We start from the raw sequence: 16,286 nt of genomic DNA on the forward strand, positions 1-16,286 counted from the left end.
TTTCTGTCTTCCCTCTGTCTACGCTTAAATCATATGACACGATACAAATGTTTAAACATTGCTGAAACAAATATTAAAATCACATAATTCTTTTCAAAGAAAAAAACATACACATAGTTACTTCACATCATTCATTTCGTTGAATCTTAAGCGCTAAATTACCATTGATAGTTGGATAGATAGTAGCTGTTGTTGAAGTGTTTTTTATTTTTTTAGTATATCCGTACTTAACATTTAATGTTTTATACTCATCATAAATAATTATAATGTTATAAATACCTGTAGCTAGTGACTCTAATAGTTCTTGATTTAACTTGATTGTAAAAAAACCATCTTTCAATGTCGTTTCTTCATAAGTTATATTTTGTTTATAATACGTACGACTTTCTAATTGAATTTCTTTTATTCTACTATCTTTCAAATTATTAACTTCTATTTGAAGGTACATAGCTTTTTGCATTACTTGTAAATTTTTTAAGTTTGCAAATGGCGTTATTATTCTAAAATCATTGTCATCAGTATCTTTGAATTCATAATGGTTATCAGATAGTTTTTCTAATAACTTATGACCTCTCTTCAACCATTCAAAGTAGGCTTCAAATTTATTAAAATCATTGCTATAAATTGCTATTACGGCATCATTAAACTTAGCATCAATTTGTGGCACAATGCGTTTTTTGACATATACATTTTCAAATACTGTTTTAATCATTTCAAAAACATTTACTTTAGTTTCTTTTGATGAATCTAAAAAGATATGAGAATTACAACTTGTTAATAAATCATATTCTAAATTTCGCAATAACAACTTATCTCGACGTTTTTTGTCTTTCATATCCAATACATAATCAAATATAGCTAGATCACTTTCTCTCTTTTTAATAAAATGAGTTCTTCTAACAATTGAAATATTATCTGAATAGCGATTGATATGCACTCCAATGCACGTTGTAGTTGTTACTTTTTGCGCTTTTTCATATACTTTCACAAAAAATAGTTTATCTTCTCCAAAGTGTAAATTTATTGGAAATTTTATATCATGTTTTTCTATTAACTCACGCTTAATAAACTTTCCACCAGGACCTAAATAATAATATAAATAGGGGATTTTGTAACTTTGCTCATTAATGTATGTCTTAGCTGTCATAAATCTCGCATGAACAGATTGATTTTTCTCTGTATGTTTAATGACTTTTGAAATAATCAAATCACTTTTATGCCATTTTTTATTAATTGAAATCGTTTCCAAAATATTCTGTTCTAACCAATCATCACCATCCAAAAAGTATAAATACTTACCAATACTATGTTCAATACCAGTATTTCTAGGTATAGATGGTCCACCACTATTTCGGGCTAATCTATACTTTTTAATATTAAAATTATTATATCCTTTCAATATTTCCCATGTACCATCGTTTGAACAATCATCAACAATAACTATCTCATATAAATCTGAGTCTAAACTTTGTTCCATTACTGAGTCCAAAGTTTTTTCTATTGTATTTTTATTATTAAAAGTAGTAATAACAATAGAAAAAATAATATTTTTATCTTCGATTATAATCACCTTTTCATATTTATATTAATACATTATGTTAATTTAAATATTATTATAACAATTTATACGTTATAATTGTTACAACTTATTAAATTTATTGGAGGCCAGTAGCTTGCGACATATTAATCAAGAAGGTTCTATACTTTATATTTCTTTCAATCAACAAAATAATAGTATTAGGAAATTATATGTGAAAAATGAATTCCATTCTATTTCGTATAATCCAGTAGATGAATTTTGTAATTTTGAAATTGATTTAAACGAAATTTTGAAAGCGTTTAAATCTTATAATAGAAGTAAAATTTTTTTAATTATGGAAGAATCCGATGCAATTATTACGACCCAAAAAAATATTAAGGTAACAGGTGAGCGATCTTCTGTTTTTAATTTATCAGAGATTTCAGATGGCTCGGATGTTATTCATCCGTATATCACCAAAAATGGTTTTTTACATCTTTCTATGGAGAGTTATGTACCACAAAAAGTATTCTTTTCAAGACGTCATATTGATGCACTTAAATTTAACAATAGTGAAGCTTATATTACAGGAGAATTTTCAACATTAAATGCTGTTGTTCAAAAATCTAGTATCGTAATACGTACGCGCTTTACGGAACGCGAAACTGAAATACCTTTACCAATCACTTTGAAAAGTGAAAATAAACGGAGACATACTAATAATTTTAAATTTTCAGTAGATATTTATAATGAATTAATCGACTTTATGAAATATCCTTTTGAAACAGAAGATGTTATAGATATTTATTTGAAAGTTGATGTACAAGAATCAGCTGAACCACTTCTAATCAAACTTGGTAATCCTAGAATTATTACAGAACGGTTCCTTAAAGGGGAAATTATTACAGATTATAAAGAGGAAATTGTCTCTATCACACCTTATTTCACAATGAAAGGTCGTAACTTATCTTTTCGCATAAATCGCTATAGCATTGAAAGTTACCTGACTTATCTTCAAAGTCTAAAAACACCTTCATTAAAAAACCTATCTCTAAAATCTAAGAATAAAGTTTGGATTATCGGAGAAAAATCTTATAAAGCTCAAGATAATGGATATCATTTCTTTAAATATATGAGAACGTATCATCCAGAATTACCTGTTTATTACATTATTGATGAACACTCAAATGAAGCAAAAAATGTATTACCACTTGGTAATGTCATTTACTATCAATCTCCTGAACATTTTTCAGTAATGTTGCAAGCAGATTATATTTGTTCAACACATCATCCAGAATTATTGTTCCCAACTAACAGTGCAGCCTATACAAGAAAAATTACTGCCACTAGAGTGTTTTTACAACATGGTGTCTTAGGAACTAAAAATTTAACTCAGATTAATGGTAATCAATTAAAAGACTTCAATGTAGACATCTTTATAACAAGTTCAGAGCGCGAAAAAGAGATTGTAGTTAGAGATTTAAAATTTGATGAAGCACAAGTTAAAGTTACAGGCTTAGCTAGATTTGACGAACTGTTCAATAAAGACATTCAGACAAAAAATCAAATCTTAATTATGCCTACATGGAGAGATTGGTTAACTAACTATGAACAGTTAGAATCCTCTGAATACCTAGAACGTATGAATACTTTAATTAACAGCGATAAAGTCAAAAATATTGCAGAACAAGGCACAAAAGTCATTTTCTGTTTACATCCTAACATGCAACCATTTATTGATTTATTTGATGTACCACAGCATGTTACAAGTATTAAGCAAGGCGATGTGGACGTTCAACAACTCATACAAGAAAGTAAATTGATGATTACAGATTATTCTAGTGTCGCCTTTGATTTTAGTTTTTTAGCTAAACCTGTGATTTATTATCAATTTGATAAAGATCAATTTTTAGGGAAAGAACCCTCTCATATTAATATTGAGGAAGAACTACCTGGATTAATCGTAAATAATCAAAAAGATTTAGAAGCACAACTTACTAGAATAATAGCAAACGACTATATAACAGATGAAAGCGTTAGCATAAAAGCGCAACGTTTCTATAACTTTAATGACCGTCATAATAGCGAACGAATCTATACAGAAGTTAATAATTTTAAAACAAAGAATCAATTTAAAAGTAAGATAAAATACGATATTTTATCTCAACATTTATTTAAACGTTTTAGAAGAGATAAGCGTTATTTTAAAGTTATGGATAAGTATAATAGTGCAATATCTAAAGTCGTTCCTGTTAAAAAAGATTTGGTAGTATTCGAAAGTAATGTTGGTAAGTCAGTTAGCGATAGTCCAAAAGTGATTTATGATGCTTTAAAACAACACAGTGACCAATACCAAATTGTATGGGTCAGCAACACACAATATCCATTTAATGATGCGAACGTTAAATCAATAAAACGTTTATCACCAGAATATTATCATTATTTATCACGCGCTAAGTATTGGATTAACAATCAGAATTTCCCTTACTATATTAACAAGCCGAAAGATACGCTTTATATTCAAACTTGGCATGGAACTCCACTCAAAAAAATGTTGAATGATATTGAAACTTTTGCCGGCCGTGATGATGGTTATAAAAATCGTGTCAATCATGCAATAAAATATTGGGACTATCTTGTATCACCAAGTCCTTATGCAACAGAATGCTTTAAATCTGCTTTTGATTTTCATAAAGAGATACTAGAAGTTGGGTACCCAAGAAATGACGTATTTTATCAAGACGAAACTATATTAGAAAATGAACGCATTCATATTAAACAAAAATTAGGTATTCATGATGACCGTAAAGTAATTTTATACGCTCCGACATTCCGTGACGACGAACTTACAAAAGCAAAAAAACATATCATTAATCTGCAAATAGATTTATATGAAATGCAAAAACGCTTAAGTGATGATTATATTTTAATTTTGCGCCCACATATTATTATCAGTAATGCTTTACATTTAGACAGTAGTCTAAATGATTTTGTGATTAATGGCAGTAATTATAATGAAATAAGTGATTTATACCTCATTGCTGATATCTGTATTACTGACTATTCGTCAGTTATGTTTGATTACGCTAACACAAAAAAACCATTATTGTTCTTTACTTATGATCTTGAACACTATAAAAACAGTCTTAGAGGATTTTATTTTGATTTTGAAGATCAAGCACCTGGACCTCTTTTAAAAACAAACGAGGACTTAATTCAATCAATAGAAAACATTGATCAAGTTCAAGAAACTTATAAAGATAAATATGAAGCATTCTATAATCGTTTCTGTACTTTTGAAACTGGCACTGCTGCTAAAAGTATAGTTCAACGCTTCTTTTAAAAACATATAAGGGAGTAGAACAGAAAACTCATTCTACAAACAGCGTTTCTGTCCTACTCCCTCTTCTCTATTTTATAAAACAGCATGACGGAGGTTTACATATGTATAATCAACTTACAATCATCGTACCTTTTTATAACAACGAAACACACCTCAAACAATGCCTAGAAAGCCTTATTAATCAGTCAAATCAACAATTTGAATTAATATTAGTTAATGATGGTGCACAAGATCTATCTGAAAATTACTTATTTGAAAAACTAGAAAATTATTCAAAACAACCTAAATATATTAAATTAAATAAAAATCATGGTCATGCCTATGCACGAAATAAAGGAATCGCTCATGTTGAGACACCCTATTTTATGTTTGTAGATGCTGATGATATCATCTCGCCTTATACCATTGAAGTATACTTAAAACATCTCAAACAGCAAGATGCAGTTATTTCGAAAATACATGACTTCTCTTTAAATATACCTAATTGTTATCTTGATGAAGATTTAACTGTTCATTACAAAAAGATTAATAAATATCCAGACGCCTTACTAAAGCAAGATTCAATCAGTAATATTATATTCAAAACAAGCATTGTACAAAATCATTGTATAAAGCTTAATGAAAATCTTAATATTTACGCAGATTGGTCGTTCATTTTAGAATATAACAATTATGCAGAAACATTTATTCATATTGAAGGCGTACCTTTTTACTTTTGTGGGGAGATTTATGATCCTTTTAAAACTGAAAAGCTGAGAGCCCAACCGTTTGAATCTATATTTCCTGACTATATAGATGCCTTTAAAGATGCTATTCAACGCGTTAATAAACTTAATAATAAAAAATCATTAAAAATTTTTATACTACAACACATGGTAGATAAACTACATATTTGGTTTGAACCAAATAATCAAAATAATGCTGCTCATTATCAATTCGCTAGCAAAATGTTAGCTGGTATCATACCGATGATCAAACCAGCATTAAAATCAGAATCACCTTTATTTAATTTAGAATTACGATTTATTCAATTTGGCTTTACGCAACTTGCCATCAAACTTAATTATAAAAGGTATCGTTTACGCTTTTATAAAGCCATTTTGCTAAACAAACCGAATAAACATTATGCTAAATATGTCTTGTTTAATAAAAATTCTGATGTGTCACAGCAAACAGTAGTGTTCGAATCGTTCGGTGGTAGTAGTTATAATGATAGCCCTAAATATATTTATGAGTATATGAAATCACACTACCCAAACTTTCATTATTACTGGGTGTTTAGAGATACTAAAAACATAGATATCCCAGAAGGTATTAAGCCTATACAAAAACAAAGTGCTGCATATTACGATATTTATAAAAAAGCACAAGTTTGGGTTTCTAATGCACGATTACCATTATTTATTAAAAAGAAAAGTAACCAACTCTATATTCAAGTTTGGCACGGTACACCTTTAAAATTTCTAGCAAATGATATGACAGTAGTTCGCATGCCTAATACAACAACTGCCACATATAAGAAGCATTTTTATGAATCTACACGACGTTGGGATTATTTAGTATCCCCGAATACTTATTCTACTACTATATTCCAATCAGCTTTTTGGATGGCACGTAATCAAATTTTGGAAATTGGTTACCCTAGAAACGACTTACTCATCAATCATCAACATGATCAAGAGCTACATCGTAAAATTAAAGATAAATTAGGAATCCCGTCCGATAAAAAAGTGATTTTATACGCACCAACTTGGAGAGATGATGAATACAGTACAGAAAATAAATATATTTCGAATTTAAAACTAGATATCAATAAACTTCAAAATCGCTTAGGAGACACATATGTAGTTTTATTCCGAATGCATTATTTAATTTCTAATGAGCTAGACCTTAGCCAATATACAAATTTTGCGATTGATGTTTCAAAGTATGACGATATTTCAGAATTATATCTGATTTCTGATTGCTTAATCACAGATTATTCTTCGGTCATGTTTGATTTTGGTATATTAAAGCGTCCTCAGATTTTCTATGCCTATGATATGGAGAAATACAGTACTGACTTGAGAGGCTTTTACTTTGATTATCTTAATGACTTACCAGGCCCTATTTATACAAATACAGAAGATTTAATTGCAGGGTTGGAAAATATTAAACAAATTGAGCAACAGTATCAGCAAAAAATCAATCAATTTTATAATCGTTTCTGCGTAATCGAGAACGGTAAAGCATCGCAACACCTCGGAGATTTGATCGCAAATAGAATACAAAATACAGATAATAAAATTTAATAAGATAATAATATAAATAGCCATTAGTAAACATTCGGACTGAAGATTGCTATATAACAGGAAATCACTTTTTAAGTTAATATTTGTTATATTAATCCTATATTATGACAAAAAGAGTAATATTTTTAAAAAGTTCTATCTAACTAGAGTATCATCTAGAGTAGTGCTATTTAATAAATTAGATAACCCCACTTTATCTTTTCAATTCAAGAATCTATTACCTATATAAAAATAAAGTTCCTAGACATCGATAAATGTTTAGGAACTTTATTTTTATTATTCAATTTCACTAAGTTAGTTTAAACAGTTAGAGAATTCATTGTAGCTAATACTCATCAGTAATTCTGCGGTTTAGGTTAACATCAAACTAGATATAGTTTTCTAACTATATAGATTGGCTTTATTCATTATTATTGATTTGTGCTTGTAATGATTGTGAATTAGATTGTGAAATATTGAGTAAATACTTGGATCTTGCCAATGATTGTTTACTATCATTATAGGAAACTCCAATTCGCTTGGAAAGTAAAACTGTGACAAGTGACCCTAATATTGCTAACACTGTAATTGTGATAAATAATGACACGTTCGCAGTTGGATTCACAAAAAAGATAATCACAGCTATAAGTATAGACACTATAGCGATACCGATTAATATTAATGTAGCATACATATATTGCGTTGCTTGTTTCAAATCTTTTTGAAATTGTTCTTTGGAACGCCTATAGTAGAGGTTATTTTTGTATAATTTCAAATCTCTGTTTGCATCCATCGTTTGTGCAAAATCTGAAACTTCTTTATTTTCATCCTTTTTTAATGCTTCGATGATTGGTTGATAACCAAATGTAAGTGCAATTTTTTTCTCTTTTACTGTGCCCTTTGCCAGCCGGTTCAATTCTTCTAGTTTTTGTTGGTTCATTGTTTCCACTCCCGTATTGTTTAATATTGATCCGTGTTATTAAGCTAGCGCTCACTTATCCATTGAGACCGCTATTTTGTTAACAATAGGTGCTTCTAAACATCATCATTTATTTTTTGATAATTCTGTTTTTTGTGAATTTTGAACATGAGTTTGCGTCTCTGTATTATTATCTTGTTTTTCTTGGCTATTGGCTACATGACTACCAAATAAAGTACCTGAACCTAGCACGGCACATAAAAAGAGTCCACCTAACCAAGTAAAGAACGTTGGTTTTTTTCTTCGTTCATATCGTTTTGCTTTTTCAGCATCATCATCTAGTAAGTTACCGACATCGATATTCTGCGGCCCAGCTACCTTACTGAAATTTGATTGATTTGACTCAATATTTGAAAAACTTAGGGCCTGTTGTTTAATTTCCATAGCACGCGCCGAGATACTTAAACTTGTTTGATTACTTTGTTCTAGTTGTTGATTTAATCGATCTAGATGACTTCTATTATTTTGAAGTTCCATTTCTTTAGAACGGATCGATTCATCTTTATCTGCGCTTTCTCTTTTTGATTTTTCTAATTCTACTCTTAACCAATTAATTTCATCTGTCATTTGTGAGTCTTTTAATTCATAATCAGTTACTTTTTGATTCACTGCTAAATCTAAACGTTCATTAAATGTTGCTTCATTATAAATTAAATCTTGTTCTAACTTACTAATTTCTCCTCTAAGTTTGTCGACGTCTTCACTTCTTTTTTGGACTAATGTTTCCACGTCTTTTTCCATAATATTTTGAAGTTCCGACTTTTTACTAGCTATCGTCTCTTGATGATGTTGAACGATGTCATCGACAATTTTAGTAATATGCAAGTCATAGTCATTTTTGACATTAGCATCTAATACTTTAATTTGGTTATTATAAGCATTTTTGGCTTTATCTGATAATGTCTTCTCAAATTCACGAATACGATTTGTTAAAATCGGTCTTTCTTCTCTTTCTATTCTTTCTTCCATATCTCTACGTGCTTTTTCACTACGCTCATTTTTACTTGTTTCAAATTCTTTTTCTAATTTTTTAGTTTGTTCTTCAACTTTCTTTGGAATAACTCCTAAATCTTCTTGTAATTTACTTTCAATTTGTGTGTATGTTCTATGATATTGAGAATCATTTGATTTATAATTACGCATTTTATCTGCTTCAATACTTTTACTCCACAAATCATTAACAAGTTGATTAAATATGGTATTAATAATATCTTCTCTCTTTTTTTCTAAAACTGCTAATTTATCATTTTTGGCTTTGTTAAAGTCGTCTTCAGTTAATTGCTCAAGCTTTCGATAAGTAGGTAATATTTCTTCATTATAACCTTTGTCATCGACAATACTTCTAAACTCTAAATTTTCGTCATCTAAATATACTTTATCTATAAGCGAATCTAATGTGTTATATAGATTACTTTTTAAAAACTGAATATCTGAAGAATCTTCGGTTTTATTAATAGCTATAACTTGTTTATTCTGTTTCTCATTAAACAATTTTTGCTTAGCTCCATTTTTATTTTGAATTTGTTCTATTATTGCGTCTTTTAGTGGTTGTAATGTTTCAAAGTTTAATCCTTTACTTAAATCAGAAATATCAAAACCAGTGAAATTGATTTCTTTTAAAATATCATTATTTATAACTTTTAATTTGGATTTATTTTTATGAGGCATATAAAGCCTTAAACCAAAATTACAGTCAGGACGTTTAACCTCTTTAATATTATGTAAGGAAGTTAGGTCTGTAATACAGTATTCTCGATCTTCGAATATTTTGAATGGCTCATTTTCATCATTATGATCTATTGTCACATCAAAAGATTGGACAATTTTAGAGGAACCTAAGATTTGTTTAAAACAATCAACAGCATTCCCTTTAGAATCTCCTTTTCTTAATACTGGGGCAACGATTGGAACAATATATATTTCTGTTTCTCCTGCAAGTACATGGTCTATTTCTAAAGAACTAATATCTAAAACATTATTGCTCATTACATGTCATCCTTCCATTCGAGTTATTGTTTAAAAAGTATTTTAATAATACTTAAATGACTTCACTTTATACTTAATCGATGGTCAAGAATCATAAACTAATATTCTTGCCTGTACAACGGAATAATATCAAAAAAAGAACTTATGTATTTTTTAATATCTTCTATAATAAATTATAATCATCTATCATATTTAGATGATAACATATTAATTAAATATATAATATTAATATTTTGAATAAAAACACGTATTTTAATTATGAGTTTCCTAATTTTGTAATTATTTTTTTACAATTTCCGAAATATAAATGTTTTTTTAGTATAAAAGGAAGTAGTAACAGTAATGTGTAGAAATTTACCAGTATAAAATTTTTTACATGAACTCCATCCAAATACTTCATTGATTATAGAAATATTTATGTTGTGCAGCATTTCCAGGAAATATTAGCTAATACAATTTAGTTTGATTTTACAATAATAAGTGAAGCCTTATTCTAAAACATAAAAATAGAAAGTCCGAGACATTACTTTATGTCCCGGACTTTTAGCGTTTTACATCAACTTTTCTTAATTAGGAATTGGTATCAAACACAGTTCTGATAAGTTTTATTTAATTAATCTTTTACTCTATTTCACTTATTTTTTGTTCTGGATATTTTGTAACACTATCCAATATGTTTATAAATCTATCCAACATACGTTGAATTGTTGATGAAGAAAATAATTCACTCGCATATTTTAAAGAGACTTTGTAAAATTCGTCCCCTTCTATCATCATGTGTAAATCAAATTTTATATTTGTATCGATAGTTTCTTTAGGTTCAATTTCCCAACCATCTACGTTCAATAATTGCTCATTAATATTTTGGAATGCAAAAGTTACATCATGTAATGTATTACGAGTTAAATTATATTTTTCTACAATTTCTTCTTTCAAGTATTCAATAGGATAATCTTGGTTATCTAAAGCTTTCAACGATAGCTCAGTAATTTCTGTTAATAATTGATTAAATGATTTATTATCTTCCGGAAAACCACGTAATGCAAGTCTATTAAAAAATGCACCGACAACTTCTTCAGTATCTTTTTGTGTACGTCCTGAAACGGGGCTACCGATTACTACATCTTCTTGATTAGTATACTTATTCATCAATATCATTAATGATGTTAATAGGATTGTATAATCAGTGCTACCAGTCGCTTGTGCAAGTTTATCTATTGCTTTTTTTGTTTCATTAGGCATGTTCACAGTAATTGTTTTACCTTCAAAAGTTTGTTGTTTAGGTCTTGGATAGTCCAAAGGTAAATCTAAAATTGGAAGTTTATCTTCAAACTGTGACAACCAAAATGTACGTTGCTTGCTTAAATCATAATTTTTAATCCATTCACTATAGTCTTTATACTGTAACTTCATCTCAGCTAAAGTATGCCCTTGATATAATTTTGAAAATTCGCCAATAATATGATAAATGGAAGCACCGTCTGAAATGATATGATGAATATCGAATAACAATATATAACGCTGTTTATCAAATTTCACTATTTTAACTCTTAACAACGGTGCAATTTTTAAATTGAATGGTTTTACAAAATCTTGTAAAAGTGCATCATAATCAATATTTGGTTTTTCTTCATAATCTACACTAATTTGTATGTCATCTTCAATTATTTGAACAGTTTCTCCATCAATTGTTTCAAAACGCGTTCTTAATGCTTCATGTCGATTAACTAAAGTTTGAAAAGCATTCTGTATGCTTTTTATATCTATATCACCTTTTATTTCAAAAGCTCCAGGCATGTTATATGAAGTTGTTTGTTTACCAGCAATTTTATTCAATATATATATATGCTTTTGCATCGGAGATATAGAATAAAATAATTTATCTTCAGCTTTTGGTATTTTTCGTAAATTTGTGTATTTATTACTTTCCTTTATAATTTTAGCCAATTGTATAACTGTTGGTTTTTCAAAAATATCAGTAACTGGTATACGGACACCGCTTTTATGTTCTATTTCATTTATAATTCCCAAAGCATTAAGTGAGTGGCCACCAATTTCAAAGAAATTATCATTCGTGCCAACACTTTCAATATGCAATATATTCTCAAATATTTGAGTGATCATTACTTCTGTATCATCTTTAGGTGCAACATATACTTTACTTTCAATCTTAATTTCAGGCAGCTGCCTTTTATTTAATTTACCATTATCTGTAACTGGTATTTTTTCAATTTGAGTTATATATGTTGGAATCATATAATTTGGCAAGCTTTCGCTTAAATCTCTTTTGATATATTCATAGTCTAGATCTTCTTCTGAGACTAGGTAAGCGCAAAGAGCTATATTTCCTTCTCCCATTGATTTGGCAATGACAGCGACATCTGTGAGTTTTTCATTTTTACGTAAAGCACTTTCTATTTCACCGAGTTCAATGCGATAACCACGTATTTTTACTTGATCATCGATACGCCCTAAACAAATAATATTTCCATCTTCTTGCCATTTCGCTAAATCACCTGTACGGTATAACTTTCCTTTACCAAACGGGTTATCAATAAATCTTTCTTCTGTTAATTGAGGTCGGTTTAAATAACCATCAGCCACACCTGCTCCTCCGATACAAAGCTCTCCTTGATTATCAATACCCACGAGGTTATTATCTTCATCCATAATATACGCTTGCGTATTCGCAATAGGTTGACCAATAGGTATAGTTTCATAGATAACATTATTTTTAAAACTAAAGTTCGTCACATCAATAGTAGTTTCAGTAGGGCCATAAACATTGATTAATTGTGTATTATTCACCTTACCAATCCATTTATTAAATTGATTAACTAACTCTGGCTTCACTGCTTCGCCTCCAACTAAGACATACCTTAAGCTGGAAAGTAAGTTCGGTTGTTTAGTTAACTGAATATAATGAATAAATGGGTTGAACATAGAAGGTACAAAGACAGCTAACGACACTTTAGATGTGTGAATTAATGATGTGATTACTTCTGAGTTACCTTCTTTACCCGAAGGTAACAATGTAGCTTGTGCCCCAACCATAGCCCATCCAAATAATTCCCAAATTGACGGGTCAAATGTAAATGGCATTTTAAATAATATATTATCTTTACTACTAATACCAAATCTCTTAATTCTTCTATTAAGATTATTCATAACACCTTTAAAAGTTATCTTAACACCCTTAGGTTTACCTGTAGTGCCAGAAGTATAAATAATACACATCAAGTCAGATATACTTGTAACATGCGATAAATTCTTTGTGGGTTGTATTGATATACTTTTATTCTCCACCAAATTTATAACCGATTGATTAAATTCAATAGAAGTGCTTAAAGCTCTATCTGTTAATAGTGTATTGGGTTTACTGTCTCTTAAAATATAATTGATACGCTCGCTCGGATATTCTGGATCAATTGGAACATAGGCGCCACCCGCTTTTAAAACACCATATATCCCAACTATCATTTCCAAATTACGGTTTGTCATTACACCTACTAAGCTATTCGGTTTGACGCCATTGCGTCGTAATTGATGCGCGACTTGATTTGCTTTAGTGTTTAATGTTTGGTAAGTAAGACTTTCACCTTCGTAAGTAACTGCCTTATTATTTGGCGTTTTTTTCACTTGGCTTTCAAAAATCTCTACAAAGGGTTTCGTGTTACCCATGCTTACTTGTGTATTATTAAAGTCATGTAAAATAAGCGTCTTTTCTTCTTCAGTAATAGTCTCAATTTCACTAATTTTTTGTTCTGGATTCTCTAGAATTACATTTAAAATTTTTATAATATTTGAGTGTAAATTTATAACTTCTTTTTCGCTAACCAGGTCTAGCTGGTACTCATAATCTATTTCAAGGGTGTCTTCTCCATCTCTATTACTTATATTTAGACCTAATGGGACATTTGTTGTACCAGGGTCTAACCATTCTTCTGAGTATCCCTTTTTAATAAAATCTGGGTTATGCTGAGTGTTTTGAAATGATACTACAAAGTCTAATAAACCTTTTGCATTTTTGCTATGTTCAACTATATAACTATTTGGATATTTTCTATGTTTCAACAACTTGAATGTTTCTTTTTTCATTAACTTTAAAAATTCATTAATAGATAATTTTTTATCTATTTCCACAATTATAGGTAAAACTCTTGAATAGACTCCTGTCACTTGCTTTTCAAATTGCGTATTTCTATTGTGTAATATTAATCCAATCGAATTCTTAGTTACTGAATTTTTTTTATACTTTAAAATCAACATAGCAGCAGAAAACAAATTGCTAATACTTAATTGGTTACTTTTACAAAATTCCATAATTTTATGTGTATATATTTCTGAAAGACTATAATTTAGCCTATTCCCCTGGGCACTATTATTCCTTTTATTTTCAAATAACTCGTTATTTTCTAAATTTTCTACTTTTTCAATCCAAAATTGTTTATCTTTTTCAAATCTAGATGAATTTTTATAATTTATTTCTTCTTCCACGTGGTCTAAATACGTAAATTCAAAACGCTCTTCTTTTTTTCCGTAAATTAATGACTCACATAACGTATTCCCAGCTATGGTCATACTCCACCCATCTGAAATAATATGATGTTGTAACAGTAATATTCCAATATCTCCACTAGGTTGAGTTAAAATTACAAACTTAAATAATTCGCTATTGAAGGCAAATATATTTGATTCTATCTGTGTAGTAATCCATTCATCATAACCCTTTTTATTATTATAAAAATCAATATACTCAAAGTCTTTTCTCTTATATTCATCAATATATTGTTTATATTCAGAGTTCAATTTTCTAACTTTAATCCTATAACTCTCATGTCTTTTTATTAAATTGTTTAGTGATTTATCAATTTCTTCTATTTTAACATTATCTTTAATAGTAACCATTGCTGCTATATTATTAATACTAGTGTTTTCATAATATTCTTCTAACTGAATAATTTCACGTTGCGCTTCAGATAATCTATACTCTCTCACTAATTTTACCTCCATAATTTTAATAAATGAATACAACATATAATTACACGTTATATTCATTTGCACATTATTTTATGACGATATTCTTTGTAATTTTTATTACAATTATATATTCAAATAAGTATAGTTCAATAAAACAGAAAAGTATTTATATTAATAGATTCTGAAACATAAATACATTTCATCAACTAAAAAGTAGCAAGTTTTATTTACTTTGGATTACTAGATCCCAGGATGTGCTATTTATTTCTTTTTAAGCCAAGTATTTGTGTAATTTTTTCTTCAAATATAATGGTGATATTTGATATATTTTTAAAAGATAATAAACAAGTTGGGGCTTGTTTATTTCTTCTTTTTGCTTTTGAATACCTTTTACTATAGTTTCTGCTAATTTATCAGGATTTAATATAAATGTTTTATTCATGTTTTTATATAGTCCATGCAGATCTGCTTTCTTTAAAAAAGGAGTATCTATTGGTCCTGGATTTACTACAAGAACATGGTACTTTGGCTCTTCCATTCTTAAAGTATTTAATATTTGAGAAAATGCCGCTTTAGAAGCTCCGTAATGACCAGTACCTTTATCTGTTATTAATGAAGCAAAGCTGGAAACCCCTACAATTGTTGGTTCTTCAACAAAAAATTTTCGCAAAACATTCAATAAAATAGAAAAATTAATTGTATTAATTTTATAAATTTCATTCATTTGCTCTATAGAGATGGAAGACATATTTACTATATAACTCAAACCTGCACAATGAATAAAACCGTCTATATCATTGCTTAATTTACTCTCCAACAATGTTAAATCTTCAATATTTAATAGGTCACATTCTATAACCTGAACATTCTTGTTATTTTTAAATAATTCAATTTGATTATATTTATATAAATCTCGCGATAGAATAGTAACTTTACATCCTTTATTAAGTAATGCTTTAACGATAGAGTAACCTAAACCACTGGTTCCCCCAGTAATAATGTAATGCTTATTATCCACACTAACACTCCTTTTAATTATATTTTAAAAACGAAATATCAATGACAATCACGATAATAACATAAAAATCAGTTATAAATCATTTTTTATATATTTATCAATCAATAAAAAACATGTTTTTATATACTATTAAAATAATCAAAAACAATAGGAAGCTATTCAAAGTTTAATAAAAGAAAATTTTGTATATA

At 28.7% G+C, this 16,286-nt stretch carries 7 protein-coding genes; 2 read left to right on the forward strand and 5 right to left on the reverse strand.

What is annotated here, in order from left to right:
* Window positions 1–127: 127 nt before the first annotated feature.
* A complete protein-coding gene (locus BTM19_RS04230; RefSeq protein ID WP_029378733.1) occupies window positions 128–1,570 on the reverse strand; it encodes a glycosyltransferase family 2 protein in 1,443 nt (480 codons plus the stop codon).
* Window positions 1,571–1,673: 103 nt separating this feature from the next.
* On the opposite strand from BTM19_RS04230, the gene BTM19_RS04235 reads away from it, so the two are divergent.
* On the forward strand, window positions 1,674–4,862 hold the full coding sequence (locus tag BTM19_RS04235; protein ID WP_029378732.1) for a CDP-glycerol--glycerophosphate glycerophosphotransferase: 3,189 nt from the start codon (window positions 1,674–1,676) through the stop codon (window positions 4,860–4,862).
* Between the two features lie 101 nt (window positions 4,863–4,963).
* Window positions 4,964–7,153, forward strand: a complete 2,190-nt coding sequence (locus tag BTM19_RS04240; RefSeq protein ID WP_029378731.1) for a bifunctional glycosyltransferase family 2 protein/CDP-glycerol:glycerophosphate glycerophosphotransferase — start codon at window positions 4,964–4,966, stop codon at window positions 7,151–7,153.
* Window positions 7,154–7,553: 400 nt separating this feature from the next.
* Here the strand turns inward: BTM19_RS04240 and BTM19_RS04245 are convergent, their stop codons facing one another.
* The 4 genes from BTM19_RS04245 to BTM19_RS04260 all read right to left on the reverse strand — a co-directional run bounded on the left by BTM19_RS04245 (window position 7,554) and on the right by BTM19_RS04260 (window position 16,095).
* Complete coding sequence (locus BTM19_RS04245) at window positions 7,554–8,072, reverse strand: hypothetical protein (RefSeq protein ID WP_029378730.1); 519 nt, start codon at window positions 8,070–8,072, stop codon at window positions 7,554–7,556.
* A gap of 105 nt (window positions 8,073–8,177) precedes the next feature.
* Window positions 8,178–10,097, reverse strand: a complete 1,920-nt coding sequence (locus BTM19_RS04250) for a hypothetical protein (RefSeq protein WP_029378729.1) — start codon at window positions 10,095–10,097, stop codon at window positions 8,178–8,180.
* A gap of 621 nt (window positions 10,098–10,718) precedes the next feature.
* Window positions 10,719–15,095, reverse strand: coding sequence for a non-ribosomal peptide synthetase (locus tag BTM19_RS04255; protein ID WP_029378728.1), 4,377 nt, complete (start codon window positions 15,093–15,095; stop codon window positions 10,719–10,721).
* Window positions 15,096–15,348: 253 nt separating this feature from the next.
* Complete coding sequence (locus tag BTM19_RS04260; RefSeq protein ID WP_029378727.1) at window positions 15,349–16,095, reverse strand: SDR family NAD(P)-dependent oxidoreductase; 747 nt, start codon at window positions 16,093–16,095, stop codon at window positions 15,349–15,351.
* Window positions 16,096–16,286 lie beyond the last annotated feature (191 nt).

Origin of the sequence: Staphylococcus xylosus (assembly GCF_002732165.1) — a bacterium.
Taxonomy (GTDB): Bacteria; Bacillota; Bacilli; order Staphylococcales; family Staphylococcaceae; genus Staphylococcus; species Staphylococcus xylosus.